At 68.9% G+C, this 17,244-nt stretch carries 21 protein-coding genes and 1 pseudogene; 13 read left to right on the forward strand and 9 right to left on the reverse strand.

Going from position 1 to position 17,244, the window contains the following annotated elements; translation table 11 throughout:
• Window positions 1-142: 142 nt before the first annotated feature.
• Together CCL05_RS23655 and CCL05_RS44895 are read right to left on the reverse strand one after the other, a co-directional pair.
• Entirely contained in the window at window positions 143-1,618 is a 1,476-nt protein-coding gene (locus CCL05_RS23655) for an HAD family hydrolase (RefSeq protein WP_086562493.1), read from the reverse strand.
• A 21-nt stretch (window positions 1,619-1,639) separates the two neighbouring features.
• Entirely contained in the window at window positions 1,640-1,786 is a 147-nt protein-coding gene (locus CCL05_RS44895; protein ID WP_158102484.1) for a hypothetical protein, read from the reverse strand.
• A gap of 96 nt (window positions 1,787-1,882) precedes the next feature.
• Here CCL05_RS44895 and CCL05_RS44900 point away from each other — a divergent pair, with 96 nt between their 5' ends.
• The 5 genes from CCL05_RS44900 (at window position 1,883) to CCL05_RS23675 (ending at window position 4,433) form a co-directional block, all read left to right on the forward strand.
• Complete coding sequence (locus CCL05_RS44900) at window positions 1,883-2,020, forward strand: hypothetical protein (protein ID WP_158102485.1); 138 nt, start codon at window positions 1,883-1,885, stop codon at window positions 2,018-2,020.
• Between the two features lie 102 nt (window positions 2,021-2,122).
• Complete coding sequence (locus tag CCL05_RS23660; RefSeq protein ID WP_086562494.1) at window positions 2,123-2,326, forward strand: hypothetical protein; 204 nt, start codon at window positions 2,123-2,125, stop codon at window positions 2,324-2,326.
• A 20-nt stretch (window positions 2,327-2,346) separates the two neighbouring features.
• Window positions 2,347-2,937, forward strand: coding sequence for a TetR/AcrR family transcriptional regulator (locus CCL05_RS23665; RefSeq protein ID WP_086562495.1), 591 nt, complete (start codon window positions 2,347-2,349; stop codon window positions 2,935-2,937).
• Window positions 2,937-3,692, forward strand: a complete 756-nt coding sequence (locus CCL05_RS23670; RefSeq protein WP_086562496.1) for a GAP family protein — start codon at window positions 2,937-2,939, stop codon at window positions 3,690-3,692. Before CCL05_RS23665 ends, CCL05_RS23670 begins: the two co-directional genes overlap by 1 nt.
• Before the next feature lie 201 nt (window positions 3,693-3,893).
• Entirely contained in the window at window positions 3,894-4,433 is a 540-nt protein-coding gene (locus CCL05_RS23675) for a GNAT family N-acetyltransferase (RefSeq protein ID WP_086562497.1), read from the forward strand.
• Between the two features lie 308 nt (window positions 4,434-4,741).
• Here the strand turns inward: CCL05_RS23675 and CCL05_RS23680 are convergent, their stop codons facing one another.
• The 3 genes from CCL05_RS23680 to CCL05_RS46380 form a co-directional block, all read right to left on the reverse strand.
• A complete protein-coding gene (locus CCL05_RS23680; protein WP_086562498.1) occupies window positions 4,742-5,137 on the reverse strand; it encodes a VOC family protein in 396 nt (131 codons plus the stop codon).
• A gap of 130 nt (window positions 5,138-5,267) precedes the next feature.
• Window positions 5,268-6,515, reverse strand: a complete 1,248-nt coding sequence (locus CCL05_RS23685; RefSeq protein ID WP_244204378.1) for a transposase — start codon at window positions 6,513-6,515, stop codon at window positions 5,268-5,270.
• A 41-nt stretch (window positions 6,516-6,556) separates the two neighbouring features.
• The gene (locus CCL05_RS46380; RefSeq protein WP_244204379.1) at window positions 6,557-6,877 is read right to left on the reverse strand and encodes a transposase family protein; all 321 of its coding nucleotides are present in this window, start codon (window positions 6,875-6,877) and stop codon (window positions 6,557-6,559) included.
• 317 nt (window positions 6,878-7,194) lie between these two features.
• On the opposite strand from CCL05_RS46380, the gene CCL05_RS23690 reads away from it, so the two are divergent.
• The 5 genes from CCL05_RS23690 to CCL05_RS23705 all read left to right on the forward strand — a co-directional run bounded on the left by CCL05_RS23690 (window position 7,195) and on the right by CCL05_RS23705 (window position 11,938).
• Window positions 7,195-7,593 (forward strand): hypothetical protein, encoded by a 399-nt coding sequence (locus tag CCL05_RS23690; RefSeq protein ID WP_086562499.1) that lies wholly within the window; start codon window positions 7,195-7,197, stop codon window positions 7,591-7,593.
• A gap of 390 nt (window positions 7,594-7,983) precedes the next feature.
• Window positions 7,984-10,221, forward strand: coding sequence for an NACHT domain-containing protein (locus CCL05_RS23695; protein WP_158102486.1), 2,238 nt, complete (start codon window positions 7,984-7,986; stop codon window positions 10,219-10,221).
• A gap of 19 nt (window positions 10,222-10,240) precedes the next feature.
• Complete coding sequence (locus tag CCL05_RS23700) at window positions 10,241-10,612, forward strand: hypothetical protein (protein WP_341868280.1); 372 nt, start codon at window positions 10,241-10,243, stop codon at window positions 10,610-10,612.
• Window positions 10,609-10,881 (forward strand): hypothetical protein, encoded by a 273-nt coding sequence (locus CCL05_RS44555; RefSeq protein ID WP_143589938.1) that lies wholly within the window; start codon window positions 10,609-10,611, stop codon window positions 10,879-10,881. Before CCL05_RS23700 ends, CCL05_RS44555 begins: the two co-directional genes overlap by 4 nt.
• A complete protein-coding gene (locus tag CCL05_RS23705; RefSeq protein ID WP_244204380.1) occupies window positions 10,856-11,938 on the forward strand; it encodes a DUF4158 domain-containing protein in 1,083 nt (360 codons plus the stop codon). The genes CCL05_RS44555 and CCL05_RS23705 overlap by 26 nt, the downstream gene beginning before the upstream one ends.
• 72 nt (window positions 11,939-12,010) lie before the next feature.
• Here CCL05_RS23705 and CCL05_RS23710 read toward each other — a convergent pair whose 3' ends face one another.
• The 3 genes from CCL05_RS23710 to CCL05_RS23720 form a co-directional block, all read right to left on the reverse strand.
• Entirely contained in the window at window positions 12,011-13,330 is a 1,320-nt protein-coding gene (locus tag CCL05_RS23710) for a serine hydrolase domain-containing protein (protein ID WP_143589939.1), read from the reverse strand.
• A 124-nt stretch (window positions 13,331-13,454) separates the two neighbouring features.
• Window positions 13,455-14,210, reverse strand: coding sequence for a Clp protease N-terminal domain-containing protein (locus tag CCL05_RS23715; RefSeq protein WP_086562503.1), 756 nt, complete (start codon window positions 14,208-14,210; stop codon window positions 13,455-13,457).
• 229 nt (window positions 14,211-14,439) lie between these two features.
• Window positions 14,440-15,216, reverse strand: a complete 777-nt coding sequence (locus tag CCL05_RS23720) for an alpha/beta fold hydrolase (RefSeq protein ID WP_086562504.1) — start codon at window positions 15,214-15,216, stop codon at window positions 14,440-14,442.
• Between the two features lie 112 nt (window positions 15,217-15,328).
• Here CCL05_RS23720 and CCL05_RS23725 point away from each other — a divergent pair, with 112 nt between their 5' ends.
• Window positions 15,329-16,156, forward strand: coding sequence for a helix-turn-helix domain-containing protein (locus CCL05_RS23725; RefSeq protein ID WP_107400507.1), 828 nt, complete (start codon window positions 15,329-15,331; stop codon window positions 16,154-16,156).
• A gap of 87 nt (window positions 16,157-16,243) precedes the next feature.
• Window positions 16,244-16,561: an ankyrin repeat domain-containing protein gene (locus CCL05_RS23730; RefSeq protein WP_086562505.1), complete on the forward strand. Its 318-nt coding sequence runs from the start codon at window positions 16,244-16,246 to the stop codon at window positions 16,559-16,561.
• Here the strand turns inward: CCL05_RS23730 and CCL05_RS23735 are convergent.
• Window positions 16,551-16,735, reverse strand: a pseudogene (locus CCL05_RS23735) (IS5/IS1182 family transposase); the annotation flags it as partial. The gene CCL05_RS23730 and the pseudogene CCL05_RS23735 overlap by 11 nt on opposite strands.
• Before the next feature lie 305 nt (window positions 16,736-17,040).
• On the opposite strand from CCL05_RS23735, the gene CCL05_RS45645 reads away from it, so the two are divergent.
• Window positions 17,041-17,244, forward strand: a 204-nt coding sequence (locus CCL05_RS45645; protein ID WP_208641602.1) for a hypothetical protein, incomplete at its 3' end; no start/stop codon positions are given.

A 17,244-nucleotide genomic window follows, 5' to 3' on the forward strand; every position in this document is an offset into this window, starting at 1 on the left:
ACACCATCACCGCCCTGCAGCAGGTGAGGGTGGGCGAAGTGGCAGGGCTGCAGGGCGGTGATGGTGTTGGCGGTCATGGTCGGCTCGGAGGGCTGGCCGGGCAGGTAGGTGGGTACTCCGCCGTCCTCACCCAGGTGCAGGATCAGGCTCTGCCGGGCGGCGTGAAGAGGCGCCCGGTACCGCTGGGAATCGACCGTGTGCAGGAAGGCAGGACGTGGGCGGTGCTGTCCGTGTCGGTTTGCACGACGTCCTGGGCGTAGGCGAAGCCGCCGTTGCCGGCCTGCTGGGCTGCGAGGTAGTCACCCATCGCGAGCAGGACCTGCCGGTCGGCGCCTGCCCGGGACAGCGCGAGACCGGCGGTGGCGGTGCAGAAGATCTCTTCGCTGGTGATGAAAGGCATGCCGCCGTCGTCACGGACGGCCTTCGCCAGCACCGTGATGCCGTCGGCGATGACCCGATGGCCGGGCACCGTCCGCTGCAGCGACAACAGGGCGAACAGGTGCGCGAAGACGTTTCCTTCAATGATCCCGCGAGCCTGGCCACGCTCGGTCATCCGCAGCAGGCGCGCCGTCAGTTCCGGAGCGACCGGCTCGGGCACATGCAGGTGATGGATGGCGATCTGCCGCAGACGGGTCCACGTCGCCTCGTTGTGGTGCTCGAACGCATGCGAGGGAGCGTCCACATGGAAGGGCTCGGGACCCACCACGGCGAGGATCGCCTCCAGGGCGAGCTTCTTGCGATCGGAGGAGTGCTGGGCGGCGCCGACAAAGGTCTGCTCGATGAGCCGGTGCCGGTCCGCAGGGGCGATGCCGCGCAGGACGGCGTCGATAACAGCGGCGTCGAAAGGGCCGGCGGTCATACGGCTGTCCCACAGGTAGGCGTGCAGGCGGCTCTGCACACCCGGCAGGGCCTTCGCCCGACGCAGCAGGGTCAGCATCAGGGCCGACTCAGTGACCCGGCTGCGACACTCACCCGCGACGGCTCCCTGCCCACTGACCTGAGCCAACAGCCGCCCGGTCAACAGCCGGACGGCGCTGGCCACCGGCATCGCCGGCATCGCGCGGCGATCCGACGGCACCTCGCGGGCTCGGGCCGGCAGCGGCACGCGCAGGGCGGCCTGGTCGCGCAGGTGGGCGAGCAGGCTGGTGCGGTCACACACGGTCCATGAGCGGTGGCGGGCCAGCAGCCGCAGAGCGGGCGTCGGCTCAAACGCCACGGGCCGGCCGACCCGGCTCAGCGACGAGAGGTCCCCCAGCGAGTTGCCCACGGCCAGCGAGCCCGGCCAGTCGATGCGCGCCTCACCCACCAGGACCTGGGCAAATACGTCCTTGCCGTCGACCACCATGGAGGCGACCCGGCCGGTGAACAGCCCGTCACCCGACTCGCACTGCGTCCCGCGAAACAGGGCCACCCCCAGCTCACCGGCGAGATGAGCCACCATCTCCTGAGGGCCACCCGAGATCAGCAGGGGCACATAACCGGCCTCCTTCAACGCCGCAACCAGCGGCCTGGTGAAGTCGAACAGCCGCTCGCGTTGCCGCTGCCACAGATCGGCCACCACCGCGGACACCGCCCGGCACGGCACATCGGTCAGCATCGCGGCGAACAGCTCGTGCATCCGCGCCGCCGCCTGCGGGTCCTACGCATCCAAGGCCGCCTGCGCCCGACGCAGCCGCGCCAGCCGGTCCTGGGGAACGAGGCCCGCCTCGGCCAGCCTGGCCGGCAACGGACCGGCCAGCGTGCCGGCGATCAGAGTTCCGTCCACATCCAGCACCGCGATTCGCATACTCCAAGCCTCGCGGGCAGGCCACCGCACCAACGCCCATTCCCCGCCCTGTCATCCGATCGAAGACAGCCGCGGCACATTGCGGCCGGTGCCGCCGTGCTGCTCCTGACCGTCCCCGGCTCCGCCTGCGCGGCCGAGGGCCACCTGGAGCTGGGGTGGAGCCCTGCCGGGACTTCAGGCACGGTCCGCCCCGAAGACGTCTGGGAGGAGCTGCGCGGTGACGGCCGTGTCTGAGACGTCCGCTCCCGACGACACCCGTACGCAGGCTTCGGCGGCTCGCCGCGGATGCCGCGGCACAGCAGTCCCTCATCACGCGGTGGGCCCGAGCGGCACGGCGTGGACGCCGTCCGCCGCCTGGCCGACGCGGTCGCCGCCGAGATCACTCCGGACAACACCGTCGACACGCGGATGCTGCGCGAGGGCCAGCAGGACGGCACGGGCTACGCCCCCAGTTCGGCGTCCTGCCCCGAGCAGCACCAGGCTATGAGCGGGACGCAGTGCGAGGCGGGTTCCGCGCGATGCCGCCCCCCTACAAAATAATATTGCGGTACTATTTTTTCATGACGCAACACGCTGACGCTGACACGAGACGCGGCCAGGTCGCCTCCGCGCTGATGAGCGCGGTCGCCGAACGGGGACTGGCGCGGACCACTCTCGCTGACGTGGCGCGGACGGCGGGTGTGTCCGTGGGACTCGTCCAGCGCTATTTCCGCTCAAAGGACGAGCTGCTGAGGTTCGGCATCGAGTATGTCTACCGGCGCGCCGAGGAGCGCATCGCCGCCATCCCGGTCGAGCCGCCGGTCCGTGAGTTCGTCGTGCGGCTGATGGAGACGTTCCTGCCGCTGACGGTCGAGCGCCGCGCCGAGCTCCGGGTCTGGCTCAGTTTCGTGCAGGCGTCGCTTACCGACGCCGACATGGCTGCGATTCACCGGGACGCTACCGTGCGGCTCCTTCGGGGCGTCGAGGAGGCATTGCGCGGCGCGCAACGGGCCGGCGAACTCGCCGCGGGCGTCGACACCGAGGCGGAGGCGGCGGCGCTGGTCGCGTTCGTGGACGGGCTGTGCCTGCACCACGCGGCGACCGGGGACGGGTTCGGTGCGTCCCGCATCAGCGCCGCGTTGGACGCCTACGTCGACCGGCTGTTCGACTGATGAGCGCGACGCTGGCGCTGGCGCTGGCCGGGCTGGGGCTGCTGGACAGCACAAGCTTCGGCACCCTGCTGATACCGATCTGGCTGTTGCTCACCCCGGGCCGGGTGCGCGCCGGCCGGATCGCCGTCTACCTGGCTACGGTTGCGACGTTCTACTTCTGCGTTGGCGTCCTCCTGGTGCTGGGGGCCGATGCGGTGCTGGAGGCCGTCCGGGCGGCCTTCGCCGACGTTGCCCCGACGCACCTGCGGAGCGGGCAGCTCATCCTCGGGTTCATCGTCATCGCCTTGAGCTACCGGCTGGAGGCACGCGCCCGCCGCCGGGCGGGCAGACCGGGCCGACTGCAGCGCTGGCGGGCGGCGGCGATGTCGGGTGCCGTGCCGGACAGCGAAGGTCTGGACGGCCGGGACACGCGGGGGGGCGTGCGGGGCCTGATGAGCCTCGCGTTGGTGGCCACGGCGCTGGAGATCGTCACCATGGTGCCCTACCTCGCGGCCGTGGGCTTACTCGCGAACGCCGATCTGACCTGGCAGGTCATTGGCGGGGCGCTGGCCGGCTATTGCGTCGTCATGATCCTCCCGGCGGTCCTCCTCGGCGTCGTCCGGATCGCCGCGCACGACCGCGCCGAGCCAGTGCTGCAGCGGATCAACGACTGGTTCACCCGCAACAGCGCCAAGGCGCTCGGCTGGACCGTCGGGGGAATCGGCATTGGAATGGTCCTCAACGCCGTGATCGCCCTGCTCGCCGACCCCGCCTGAACGCACGTCAGGCTCGGAAATCTCCAGCCGCGTCACCAACCTCTCCGAACAGCACACCTAGTGCTCTGGCCGGGAAGGTTCGCGGGGCGGTGGTCGCTTCGTCAGTCTTGGAGCCAGCCGTGCATTCTCCTTTTGAGCGGCGGTAGCAGTCCCGAAGAAAATGGATTGCCTTGGGGACAGCGCTCACGTTGGCTGGGCAGCATGGCTGAACTGCGTACCGATCGCCTCGTGCTCCGTCGATGGCAAGACTCCGACCTTGAACCGTGGGCGGCGATGAATGCTGATCCCGAGGTTCGGGAGCACTTGGGCGACCTGCTCACCCGTGAACAGAGCGATGCCTCCGTGGCGCAGTTCCAGGCCGAGTTCGACCAGCGAGGCTACGGATGGTGGGCAGTCCAATTGCAGGCCACGGGCGAGTTCATCGGCTTCGCGGGCTTGGACCCAGTCGATGATGGCATGCCGTTCACGGGGGTTGAGATCGGTTGGAGGCTCGCTCGCTCGGCCTGGGGCCAGGGTTACGCCACCGAGGCCGCCCTGGCTGGTCTGGCCTTCGGCTTCGAAACGCTTGAACTCCCCGAGATCCTTGCAGTGACGACTGCTACCAACCTCCGGTCTCAAGCAGTGATGCGCCGGATCGGCATGACCCGCGACCCGGCTGACGATTTCGACGACCCCACCGCGCCCGAAGGGCCACTGCGTCCGAACGTGCTGTACCGAATCGCGCGTGGTGTGAGGGTCTGACGCTCTCGGCTCGATCGCTTGGTCAGGCTGCGGCGGTGAGTGGGCGTCCGCCCCAGCGGATGCCCTTCTCGCTGCGGATGCGGGCGGCGTCCGCGCCCCGTGCAACATCGACGAACTCGCCGGGCTGGCCCGCACACGCCTCAAACGCATGCAGTATCAGCCCAACCTGTCCGACGGATTCATCGCTGGCTCTGTTCACGAGAACGGGGTTCTGGCACAGATCTTGGGGAGCGGTCGCGGAGGGTTACTGAGGTCTTGTCGGCAACGTGACGGTTGCGGTGAGTGACGAGGGGATGCCCGCTCGCGGCCTAGTTCTGCGGTGCCAGGGTGCGAAGGACGCAGAACTCGTTGCCCTCCGGGTCTGCCATGACCACCCAGTTTCGGTCTGAGCCTTGGCCCACATCCGTCTTGGTGGCGCCGAGGCTGAGCAATCTGGTTACCTCGTCCTCGGTGCTGCCGTCGATCGGGCTGACGTCGAGGTGAAGCCGGTTCTTCACGATCTTGCCCTCGGGCACCTGAATGAACAGCAGGGTGGGCGACATCTGGCGGGCCCGAACATCCTCAACAGTCGGCACCCAGGAGCCGATCTCGACCTTGCCCTCGCTCCGGTCGATCACCTTGAAGTCCAGGACCTCGCACCAGAAGGCCGCGAGTCTCTCCGGATCGTGGCAGTCAACGGTCAACTCAGTGAACCTACTTGTCATGACTCTCCCAGATAGTGCCGCGGGACTCAGAGTATGGGCCCGTGCCGCCCTCGTCCTGCTCCAGCTCGAACACGGCCGCACCATCTGAACGAAGATCACGAATCGTCACGATCCGGTTACCGATAAGGGTTCACTGAAGGAGGATCATCTTGCGGAGTAGTTCGAATCCGGCTCGTCCGTAGAGTTGCCTTTTGATCTTCTTGATGCGGTTCACGGCGCCTTCGGTGCCGCCGGAGCTCCAGTGCAGGGTGAGTCCGGCTGTCACGGCGTCGAGGTCGCGGAGCAGGTGGAGTGCGAAGTTGGTCAGGCCGGGCAGTTGGCTGGCGTCGACGGCGTCGATCCATGCGGGGAGCGTGGGGCCAAGGCGGTTGGTGAGTATCTCGCGGAAGTCGCGGACGTGTTCGGCGGCGGTGTCCAGTTCGGGGCAGCGGGCCAGGACGTTCTTCAAAGCCGTGCGCTCTTTCTCGCTCAGGGTTGCGGGATGACGGGTGAGCCAGCTGGTCACCTGCCGCACCCTTGGTGGCGGAGGCGGCGCCTGCGGTGGGGTGGCGCGCAGGGTGGCGATGTAGGCGCGGACCATCTGGTAGGTGACGGGAGCGTCCTCGGCGAGGAGTTCGCGATGGAGGCGGGTGACGCTCGTGCATCCTGCAGCGAACCGCCGCTCCAGGTAAGGCTTGTAGGGATCCAGTCTGCTGGGCCGGGGCCGGTTCTCGCGCAGGGTGTCCTGCCAGTGCGTGGCGCGTGCGTATCGCAGCACGGTGTTGAGTCCCCAGCCCAGATGCCGGGCGATCGCCCGGCGAGAGTGGCCCTGTGCGAGCAGTTCGTGGACCAAGGCGTGTGCGGCCTTCTTGCGCTGAGCCCGGCGGCCGGCAGGCTCCGGGCTGGCAAGCCCTGAGTCGTCCAGCGTCGTGCCGGCGTTCGGCGGCCTGGGCGGTGCCGGTGCGCGCAGGCACTCGCGGTGGGCGGCGACGCAGGTCTCCACGGCCCGACCGAGGCCCTGCCACAAGTGGAACCGGTCCGCGACCTGGACCGCGTCGGGGGCTCCGAGCCGGGCTCCGTCAGCGTAGGCACCTGCCCGGTCCCGGCAGATGATCTCCACGCCTGGGTGGGTGGTCAGCCACGCGGCCAGCGGCCCGGCGTCGCGTGTCGGCAACACATCAACCACATGATGGGTTTCTCCGCAGGTCAAGACAGTGGAATAGGTCTGGCCCCGGCGGATGGCGAAGTCGTCCACGCCCAGCACGCGCGACGTGCCCGATTGCGGGTCCGGCAATGCCATGGCCCTGCGCAGCAAGGTCATCCGCCCTGCGCCCAGGCCCAGTTGGTCAGCCAGCCGGGCACCTGCCCGTCCGGCGAGCGCGAGCCCGACACGCTCCAAGACGTGATTGAGCCGCGTGGTGAAACGCGCGTACGGTGCGGTCAGTGCCCGAACGGCTCGGCGAACGTACGACGCGGGCAGTCGCCCGCACCGCAGAGGAAACGCCGGACCGTCAGCCGGATCACGACGCTCTGTCCACCAAGCGGCAGATCCTTCAGTCTGCCCACGTAGGAGTCGTGCACTCGGTTCGAGAAGCGGCCGCAGTCCGGACATGCCGCGCCAGCCGCCCGGCCTCTCGCCATCACGTCGACCGTGCCGAAGGCGGCGGTCACCGCCTCAACGTCCACGTCGTCGATCCCGTCGAACACGAGAGAGTCCCAGAACGATTCGTCGGCCTGCATGTCCAGCACCTCACCGGCCATAGCCAGCCACGACACAAACAGTCGCAGACCTGACGAAGCGTCACTCCCGCCTGTCAGGCGGCGAGGCGTACGCGGTCGCACACGGACCCGGACCCTCCCAATCGAACACCGCGGTAACCCTCCGCGACCGCTCCCCAAGATCTGTGCGAGAACCGAGTTCCGACGGCAGATGTGCACGACTTCGGGAGGCGCCCGATCCGGGCCGGGGTCGATGTTCACGAGAACGGGAGGCATCTCGTCGTCGCTCTGTGGGCCGGGTAGAGGTAGGTGTCGGCCGGGCCACGCGCCGACTTCCGCGCGCCCCATAGGGTGGTCTGATGTTCGATCATTTGGAGATCCGGGTGTTGCCGCCGGGACCCCGGTTCGCTGCCCAGTTGCGGTTCTGGATCAACGGCGAGGACGTGATCGAAGGGGCGGTCTACGAGGGCGGCCGTGGGCCGTTCGCGGCAGACGTGCTACCTGCTGGCCGGCCCAGCCTCTTGCGGGCGACCAGCGAGGCACGCCGTCTGGAACTGGGGGAACCGGAATGCACCGGCGGTTGCTGCGGTTTCCTGTCCGTCGTCGTGCAACGGTTCGGGGACATCGTGCAGTGGTCGGACTGGCAAGTTCTGCCCGCCCCCGCCTCCCCGCCGCCGGAGTTCCATTTTGACGCCAGCCAGTACGACGCCGAAGTGGCTCGCACTGAGGCAGACCGGTGGTGGCAGGTCCACACGTAGCCCAGCACGGCGCGCCTGCCTGGCTGCGGGCTCTCACTGGCGCCAAGTCTTTGGGCCAAGAGGGAATGCCCCCAGCCGGCCCGGTGCTGTCGAAACTCGGAGTTTGGGCAGCACTTGCCGATCATGTCGCCGCGGAATGTCGATGAGAACTAACACCGCGGTGAGACGTCCGTACGTCCGGTGTCCACTCGTCTGGCTTCGTCCTGTCGCCCTGCGGTGCGATAAGGCATCCTCATGCTCATGCGAACGGGGGACCCACGTGGCAACGGCGGCAACAGCAGGCGCGGACACCACAGAGCATGGGCCCTGGTTGCGGGAGCTGTCGCTGCCGTTGGACTGATCTTCGCGAAGTCGGCTCACCGGGGCGGCGGAGCGAGCGCAGAAGACCTGTTGGGGGTCGTCGGCACCGCCGTGGGCCTCGTCGTCGGTGTGGCGTCGCTGTACATTTCGTGGCTCGGCTACCGGGCCGACCGGCGCGAACACGCCGACAGCCTCGGCCTGACGGCCATGACCGACGAACTGGCGTTAGCGGTGCGCACCCAGTGGCAGGCTGAGGCTAGAGTCCGGCGTCTGGATGAACCGTACGCACTGGCGGTCCCTTGGCGGTCTGCCCACGCCGACCTGGTGGAACGTTGGGACATTCTCGTGCGTACGTCCATCGGGGCACCCGCCGACGGGGCCGCACTGCCGCCCGCCTGGGCCGGCGGCCCCGAGGGCCTGGCCGGCAGCGACGGCGAGATCGTCGAGGTCTTCACCGCCCGCGTACCGGGCAGACGCCTGCTGATCCTCGGTGAGCCGGGCGCGGGCAAGACGATGCTGCTCGTACGCCTCCTGCTGGGCCTGCTCCAGTCGCGCGAGGCGGGCTCACCGGTCCCGGTCATCTTCCCCCTGGCCTCCTGGGACCCGGACCGCCGGGAACTCGACGCATGGCTGGCCGAACGTCTCGCCACCGACTACCCGGGCCTTGCCGCACCAGCTCCGGCCGCAAGCGGACGCGGGCAGGTCACGTCGCGCGCCCGCGCCCTGCTGGACCAGCACCTGATCATTCCCCTCCTCGACGGTTTGGACGAACTTCCAGCGCACACCCGGGCTGTGGCCCTGGACGCCATAAACCGCACCCTGCCTGCGGGAACCCCCCTCGTCCTGACCAGCCGCACCGCCGAGTACCGGGACGCCGTCGATCCGCCCGCCAACGCAGGCGTGCCCGTGCGCCTCACCGGGGCAGCAGGCATCGAACTCGATGCCGTGGCTCCTGAGGAGGCGGCCGCCTATCTGCGCCGCGACGCCGGCGGAGAGGGGACCCCTTCCGCCGAGCGGTGGCGGCCCGTGCTCGAGCTTCTACCCACCGACACCCCCGTCGGTCATGCGCTGCAGACGCCCCTGACGCTGTTCCTGGCCCGCACGATCTATAACCCGCGCCCCGGTGAACGTCCCGCGGCGTTGCCCGACCCTGCCGAACTATGCGACACCACCCGCTTTCCGACCGCCGCAGCCGTCCGCGCCCGGCTCTTCTACGGCTTCATCCCCGCCGCCTACCGCCCCCTTCCCGGCCATCAGGTGCGGTGGACGATCCGCCAGGCCCAGCAGACGCTCACCTTCCTGGCCAGGCACTTGGAGGACGACTTGCACGGCGGAGCCGACCTTGCCTGGTGGCAGCTGCGACTGGCGGTGCCCGAGACCACACGACGGCTGCTGTCGAGCGCGGTCCTAGGCGCGGTGATGGCCCTACTGACGCTACTGACCTTCGGGTTCGATGAGTTGCTGTTCTCGTCCTCCGTGCCCGACCGTCCGGGGGAGCTGCTGATGGACTTCTACGAAGGCCCGCAGGTGCTACTCGTGTTTCTGGGTTGGGGCGGCGGTTGGTCCTCGCTGCCGCGGCCCTATCTCCTGGCCTGCGCCGCCTACCTGGTCCTGGGGTGGCTGCTCAGCTACGCGTTCCGGCTGAGGGGAGGCCACACTCCGGCAGTCCGGGGCCGCTGGTCCTGGAACCGCAACTCCCTGCTCCTCGGAGTAGGAGCCGCACTCCTCGTGGGCACAGTGTTCGACTTGGTCCTCGACCGGGTGGCCGGCGTCGGCTGGGGAGCCGTGGGTGGTCTTGTCTGCTGGCTGACCACCGCGTGGAACGCCGCGCTAGCCGATCTCGGCTCCGCGACGAGCCCTGCGGTCCTGTTCCGTCAGGACCGCAAGGTCTTCTGGAGATTTCTGCGCACCGGCGTTCTCATCGGTCTTCTGGCCGGACTCATGCTGGGCGTCCTGGTGGCGTACGTGGACGCCGACGTGAACGGCTGGTATGTGGAACTGAGCGACGTGGCCCTGCTCGGCTGCGGCTACGGTTTCTGGAGCGGACTGGTCCTCGGGCTCACCGCCGCCCTGCACCGCACCGCCTGGGGCGACTTCACCCTCAGCCGCCTGTACCTGGCTGCCCGGAACCGAGGGGCCCTGCCACGCCACCTGATGGCCTTCCTCGCCGACGCCCACCAGAGGCGGGGCGTCCTGCGGCAGGTCGGACCCGTCTACCAGTTCCGCCACATCGACCTGCAACGCCACCTCGCCCGGCACACCGAGCCACCGACGCTACCGGCCCCGGCGACACGTCCGGAGGATGCGGAGGGACGCCCGTTGACGTGACTGACGTCCGAGTCCAGCGGTGGCTACATACGCGGAGAACCAGCACCACCGGAAATCGAGGTGCGCCGGCGGCAGCCGGTGGGAGAAGACCCGCCGCCTGGGCGAACCCTCCGCACACGACGACGACCTGCGCGCCGTTGACTACCAGCTGATGGACGCCGCCGGTCTCCAGCGCGGCCGCCTGACTGGGATCACGCTCAGGGGCGAGGACCTCCTCGACGCCGGCCAGGTCGCCCAGCAGATCAGCCTCGATGACGCCCGTGAAGCCCGGCTCGTGGCCGAAGCCGCCGTCGACCGCGTCCCCCGACAAGTACGGACCGGACGTCATCGGCCCGGCCGCCGCCTTCCGGCGCGCTTCGTGAAGTCCTCCCATCCTCACCCTGGGAGGTGAAGAAGCCCGTGCTGCTGGACCCGCCCGGCTGGCACCGGGTCTGGTCGCATGGGCTGCCACACTGGCCCTACGTCCAGGCCGTCGAGCAGGCCCTGACCGACCGCGGCCTCCCGCCCGGCATCGTCCGGGCCGACGTCGCGCTGCGCGCCTACCACCAGACGGACCGCCAGGATGAGATCTACATGACCCTGATCTGGGACGTTGGGCTGTTTCCCCGCGCTGGAGGACGTTCCGGAGCAGGTGGTGGAGTTCGTACGGCGGCAGGTTGAGCTGCCGGAGGGCACGCTGCCGCTGTATCGGGCGGAGCGGACCGCCAAGCACCACCGGGGCCTGGTCCGCAAGAAGGTCGGTGTGAAGTACAACCAGGGCGAGGCCCGCAGGATCGTCGAGCGGTCGATCCGCAGGGAGGCCGCAGCGAAGTACCGGCCGGCGGATCTGATCAACATCGCGTTGGAGAAGGTCGTGGAGGCCGGGTTGGAGCTGCCCGGGTTCTCCACCTTCGACAAGATGGCCTCGAAGATCCGCACCGAGGTGAACGCCTCGATCCGCGAGGGCATACACGACCGGATGACCCCAGCGCAGCGGGCGGAGCTGCTGCGGCTGTCCTGGTCGCACTTCAAGAACCTGGCCAAGCGCCTGGACTGGCTGGACGGGCTCGGCGACACGTCGGTGTGGATGGGGTCGGTCGCCACGGGAAAGATCACCGACTTCGCCGGGGAGGCGGACGCAGCGGACGCCTCGGAGCTGCGGGACTACGCGCCCATCAAACAGATCGCGCTGATCGCGTGCCTGACGCACAAGGCGAGGATGCGGGTCCGCGACGACCTGGCGACGATGTTCACCAAACGCGTCGCGACGAAGATCAAGAAGGCCAAGGAGGAACTGGAGGCGATCCGGCTCGCCGAGCGGGAGATCGTCGAGTCCCTGATCGGGAACTACCGCACGGTGCTCAAGAACATCGACGACGGTGGCCCAGCCCAGGAGGCCATCGCCAAGGCCGCGGCCATGACCGCCGAGGTCCGCCACGCCCTGGACGGCCTGGACGACGAGGCACCCGTGGACGAGGTCGCCCAGCGGCTGGACGGCAAGGTCTCCCCGGCGGCCCTGGCGATGGCCAGGGCCCTGCTGGTGCAGGCCTGCGGGCTCGGCGCCGTCACCAAGGCGTCGGCGAGTACTCCACGCACGAGCTCGGCATTCGGCCCGAGGCGTACGAGACGAAGCTGGACGTGGACTTCACCCCGCTCCGCGACGGGGACCAAGCCGCTACCACCTTCGGGCAAGCGGCCTGAACGGGCCGCTTGCCCGTCTCAACAGCGCGTCAGGTAACCGACGGAAGGGCGTATCACGGTTGTCCTGCCGGAGCCGCGTGCCGGTCGGCCAAGCGCGGACCCTGTTCCATCACCGGGGTCCTGCAGTGTCGTCCCTGTTCATCACGCGCATCCGGAAGCGCAAGCTGTCAGGGGTGCCGTGGTTGCGGGAGTCGAGGAACGTCACCGGCCCGCCTGGCGAGTCGAAAGTCTGGCGGTCGCGCGGGGTGAGCGGAATGTCGGGATATCCGTCAGCGCGGGCGAGCAGGCCGTCGCCGGCTGTGGTGATCTCGACGATGACGGCGTGCGAGACGTATCGGCCGGCGTAGCGGGACAGGTCGGCCGGCGCGGGCTGGGGCTTGGGACCGGACACCGGCCCTGGTGCGTCAAGCAGTGCGTTGACGGCGTTGATCCCCTGATCGGAGTTGGTGAGCACGACAACGGCGGTCTGGGTGGTGGGGTCGGCGGCGATCAGGCCGGACTGGCCGGGGTTGGCGCCGCCGACGCGCACGCTGGACTGGGCGGCGTTGGCCCAGATCATCCAGCCGAGCCCGGCCCCGCGCATGGTGGCCACGCCTCCCGGGGCTGGCGCATGCACCGTTCGCATGACGTCCGTGCCGGGCGTGCGCAGGTGCGCCAGGGTGAAACGGCCGAGGTCGGCTGCGGTGGACACCAGGGTGCCGCCGGCCGGGTCGAGGCCGCGCGTGCACATCGGGTTGTCGATCCGCCGGGGCAGCGCGGCCAGTTCGCCGCCGTGGACCGCATGACCGCGGGCAGTGCTCAGATCATGTCCGGCGTCCACACCGGTGACGAAACGCGTCTCGCGCATGCCCACCGTGTCGAGCACCTTCTCGCGCAGCGCCTCCCGCCACGTCCGGCCCAGCACAACCTCGACGAGTCGGCCGGCGAGGATGACGCCACCGTTGCAGTAGGAGAACGTCGCGCCAGGCGAGAACAGTGAGCCCACGTCCCGCAGCATCTCGGTGTAGCACGCGATGGCATCGTCGTCGTTCCCGGTGTCGACGAAGATGTCGCCGGCGTCCAACCCGGTGGAGTGGGACAGCAGGTGACGCACGAGGACGCCGTCCCAGGGGCCGGGGACGAACCGGGTCAGGGGGTCGTCCAGGCTGAGGCGGCCATCGAGGACGCAGCGCATCACCAGGTGGGCCGTGAGCAGTTTGGTGATCGAGCCGATCCGGAACCCGGTGTCGGCGGTCACCGGCTCGCCGGTCTCCGCGTCGGCCACGCCCGCCGCGCCGACGTCCATCGAGCCGTCGACGACGCCGGCGACCTGCACGCCCGCCACCGACGGCAACGCCGCCAACCGTTCCGCCGCCTCCTGCGGATCGGCGGCCAGGGCAGCAATGGGGTTCGAGACAGCGTTGTTGAGGGCGTTCAGTGCAGGGTTCACCACAGAAATCCCAACATGAGGAGGATGAAGACGGCCGGCAGGAGCCGCTGCCAGACAGCAAGGAGACGGGGGCGGGAGCGCCACGATTGGTCGGGCGACTTGTGATCGCAGTCGACCATGGCGGTCAGCCTTCGAGGGCCAGGCCGAGGTGCTCCTCCAGCCGTGCGATACGCCGAGTCAGCGGTTCGAGTTCAGCGCGGAGGACACCGGCAAGTTCCGGCGCGGACGCCGCAGTCTGCTGCCCCTGCCCGCTTTCGGCTCGCAGGTGGACGTAGCCCGCCAGCGCGGCGGTGATGGCGCGACGCACGGGCTTGGGATCGGCTCCTAGCGCTCGCAGTACCTGTCCGGCGACTCCGTCGGGTTCGTCGGCTAGACCGAGCAGCAGGTGTTCGCACCCGATGTAGTTGTGACCGAGGGCAGTCGCCTCGGTGACCGCCAGCTCCAGAGCGTTGGCCGCGGGCCCGTCGAGCTGGCGAGGATCACTGTCCGGTGGGGCCGTTGCCTGTACTTCGGACTGGCGGCGGGATAGGTCGCGTGCGACTTGCTCCGGCTCGACCTCCATGGCGCGAAGCACGTGGAGGGCCAGGTTGGTGCCCTCCTCCAGCATGGCGCCCAGCAAATGTTCGGTGCTCATCCGTGGGGCGCCGGCGTCCCGTGCGCGCTCCACTGCCAGTTTGAGAACGGCTCGCGTCCTCGGGGAGAAATGCGCCAGCGCCCCGGTCGGTCCGTCATCGAGATCAGCCAAGGCTGTCTCCCGGATGGCGGTCACCCGGCGTACGGCTTGCTCCAGGGCCCGTTGGCACACCGCCGACACCGGTACACCGGACTGCTTGACGGCCTCGGCGAGATCGTCGGGCAGGTAGACGTTGATCTTTGGCATAACCCCAATATAACCCCCTAGGGGTTAGGCGTTCCAGGGGTGCGCCACTCCCGCGCCAGGTGACGCTTCGCATTCGCAGACCTGCTTGTTGCCCCGGCCAGCCGCGGCAAGCAGGTCTGGCGGAGTGCGTATCCACGCGGGAGGGTCGGGACTCAGTCTCGCGCTGTCACGCGGCGGGGCGTCCCGCGGGCGATCGTGGACGAAGTCGATTTTCAGGCCGTGCAGATGGTCAGACTGCTGGTGCGAAGGTCGTGATTGCTTCGACGAGATCGGCCGGAGCTTCCAGCGGGATCAGGTGACCCGTGTTCGGAATCACCGTGAAGTCAGCTCCGGAGAGGTAGGGCACCAGGTTGTTGATGAGCACGTCGACGGGCTCGACATGGTCGTTCTCTCCGGCGACGACGAGGGCGGGGACGCTGATCATGCGGGTGTGCTCGCAGACGTCCTCCGCGATGCCGCGCAGCGGCCACTCAGTGCGGGCGGCGTCGGAGCTGGCCCGCGAGTCGGTCGCGATCTGCGACTTGATCGATTCGGGCAGCTCGGTCGCGGTGAGGATGTGATCCCGTGCGCCAGCGACGGACTCGTCGGAGTCGTAGGCGTGGGAAAGGCCTTCCCGGTACTCGGGAGTGATCTCTACGGCGGGCTTCGCCGGAGCGGAACCGACGAGGATGATCCCGCGGAGCCCGGCGGGCCGGGCCGCCGCTATGAGCTGTGCGATCTTGCCACCCATGGAATGTCCGACGAGGACGTAGTCGGTGACGCCCGCGTCGGCGATCACGGCGAGCGTGTCGTCGGCGAGTTGGCGGAGGGTGTAGGGGCCGGCCAGGTTGCTCGAGCGGCTCCACCCGCGGAAGTCGACAGTTAGCATGTCGCGTCCAGCGAGGCGGTCGACGACGAGGTCCCAGGTGCGGGCGGATCCACCCCAGTAGTGCAGAAATACCAGGGTCGGTCCGGTCCCCAGCCGGTGGTCGTAAGCGGGCAGTTGCGGCTGCTGCGTCGTGTTCATCATGACTCTCTCGATCAAGGTTCTGAGGCGGTTGTTCTGTGTGTTCATCGAATCTCTTCCGCTGTGCCGGGTCATCGGCACGACTGGTCAACTGATGGTGGAAACTGGACAGATGACAGTGATCCGGCAGATGACCTACCAGCCCGTCGGGCGTCGTGCCGCCACTGTTGAAACCATGACGTTCGACCGCCTTCGCGAGCTGAACGACGGCGGGACACAGCGTGCCGACTTCCACGTCCTCGCCGTCGTCGATGCTGGGCACGGATCCGTCACCGTGGACTTCCTCCGACACCCGCTCCAGGAGCGGTCCGCGGTGTGGGTCGCTCCTGGGGCCGTGCACCGATGGGATGACATCGCCGGCGTGGCTGGGCACGTCGTGCTGTTCGTGCCGACCGCGCCGGTCACCCACGCCACCCGGGAGCTCGTCGCGTCCCCGGACCTGGTCGCACACTGGTCCATCCCCGACGCGGACTGGCCGTTCGTCGACACCGCGCGCGACCATCTCCTCCTCGAAGCGTCCGCCCCACCCGGGGATATCTCGACGGAGCTGCCCGAGATCCTGCTCTCCGCGCTCATCGCCCGGCTACGGCCTCCCCACGCCGAAGCACGGTCGATCAATCCGGTGTTCCGGCTGTTCCGGTCCAGCGTCGACGCGCACTTCCGGGAACATCACGACGTCGGCTACTACGCCCGGACACTGGGATACGCTCCCCGCACCCTCACAAGAGCGGTGCAGCAGGCCACCGGTCGCAGCGCGAAGGCGTACATCGTCGATCGGATCGTCCTGGAAGCCAAACGGCTCCTCGCACACGACCGCCTCACCGCGGCCGCCTGTGCCAACACGCTCGGCTTCCCCGACGCGTCCAACTTCTCGGTGTTCTTCCGGAAGGCGACAGGCATGCGCCCGGGCGCGTGGCATGCGACGGTGGCCGCCGAGTGAGGGGTGTACTTACAAGTCATCTCAATTGGCGCTCAGGGACGGGGGAATGCGTTGGCCGGGCTGGTGCAGCGACGGTTGAATGCCGCCGTGGAGAGCACCTGGACACCGGCCCATCAAGCGGTGGAGAACGAGGACGCAGAGACCCTGGCTCAGCTGCTAGCCAAGAGAGCCGACCCCGACGAGGTGTGCGACAACATGACCCTCCTGACGCACGCCATTGACGCCGAAGGCGATGGCGCCCTGCATAGCGGCGGCCCACTGACTGTGCATACCACCGCTGTGCTCCTGGCCTTCGGTGCTGACCCGCAACTCCCGGGGCCTGACGGGCAGACGCCCATGGACCTGGCCCTTCACTATGGCCACGACCTGGCAGTCAGGCTGTTGCAACGGCACATCAGCGGGTGAGGCGGCGCAGGCAGATGAGGGTGCAGGCGATGCTGGTGAAGGCGAGAAAGTGTTCGGCCTTGCGTTCGTAGCGGCGATGGAGGCGGCGGCAGTCAGCCACGAGACGGTCCGCTCAACGACCCAACGGTGGCGGCCCAGCCGTTGGGAGCTGTCCCTTCCCTTGCGGGCGATCCGGTGCCGGATGCCGGAAGCCGGGGGCAGTTGTCCTGGTGGGCCTCGCGCTGTTCTTCGGTGGCGGTGTTGTCGGGAGGGGCACCGGGGTCTGGAGGGAAGGGCAGGCGGAAGGTAGGCGCACAGGACGTCGATGCAGGTCTGGCGGGAGTCTCGGGTGGGGGCGTCGTCGGCGAGTCCGGCCAGGGCGTGCACGCCGCCGAGGCGGACCGTGGCGGAGTCGTCGCCGAGTTGGGAGACGGCGGTGGTGAAGCGTTCGGTGTGCAGGGGGTTGCTTCGCGCAGTGCGCCGTCCTCATCGACTCGCTGGTGTCGGTAGGCCACGACCAGGGCAACCAGAGCGCCGGCCCCGGCGACCACGCCGAAGGAGAGCTTGGCCAGGTCGAAGAGTGTCTTGGAGTCGATGCGGCGCTCGGGCTTGAGTTCCCGGGCGCCGAGCAGGTCCCACCCTGTGAAGAACACGCCGGCGGCGATGACGATCGCGGTGACGAAGGCCAGGGGCAGGACGATCCA

This window comes from Streptomyces africanus, from assembly GCF_002150735.1.
In the GTDB taxonomy this organism is placed as follows: domain Bacteria; phylum Actinomycetota; class Actinomycetes; order Streptomycetales; family Streptomycetaceae; genus Streptomyces; species Streptomyces africanus.

What these genes read in the sequence shown, in the direction of transcription:
- CCL05_RS23655 (WP_086562493.1), bottom strand. Translation starts at nt 1,618, where the DNA reads ATGCACGAGCTGTTCGCCGCGATGCTGACCGATGTGCCGTGCCGGGCG.
- CCL05_RS44895 (WP_158102484.1), bottom strand. Translation starts at nt 1,786, where the DNA reads ATGCGAATCGCGGTGCTGGATGTGGACGGAACTCTGATCGCCGGCACG.
- CCL05_RS23665 (WP_086562495.1), top strand. Translation starts at nt 2,347, where the DNA reads ATGACGCAACACGCTGACGCTGACACGAGACGCGGCCAGGTCGCCTCC.
- CCL05_RS23670 (WP_086562496.1), top strand. Translation starts at nt 2,937, where the DNA reads ATGAGCGCGACGCTGGCGCTGGCGCTGGCCGGGCTGGGGCTGCTGGAC.
- CCL05_RS23675 (WP_086562497.1), top strand. Translation starts at nt 3,894, where the DNA reads ATGGCTGAACTGCGTACCGATCGCCTCGTGCTCCGTCGATGGCAAGAC.
- CCL05_RS23680 (WP_086562498.1), bottom strand. Translation starts at nt 5,137, where the DNA reads ATGACAAGTAGGTTCACTGAGTTGACCGTTGACTGCCACGATCCGGAG.
- CCL05_RS46380 (WP_244204379.1), bottom strand. Translation starts at nt 6,877, where the DNA reads ATGGCCGGTGAGGTGCTGGACATGCAGGCCGACGAATCGTTCTGGGAC.
- CCL05_RS23690 (WP_086562499.1), top strand. Translation starts at nt 7,195, where the DNA reads ATGTTCGATCATTTGGAGATCCGGGTGTTGCCGCCGGGACCCCGGTTC.
- CCL05_RS23715 (WP_086562503.1), bottom strand. Translation starts at nt 14,210, where the DNA reads ATGCCAAAGATCAACGTCTACCTGCCCGACGATCTCGCCGAGGCCGTC.
- CCL05_RS23720 (WP_086562504.1), bottom strand. Translation starts at nt 15,216, where the DNA reads ATGAACACGACGCAGCAGCCGCAACTGCCCGCTTACGACCACCGGCTG.
- CCL05_RS23725 (WP_107400507.1), top strand. Translation starts at nt 15,329, where the DNA reads ATGACAGTGATCCGGCAGATGACCTACCAGCCCGTCGGGCGTCGTGCC.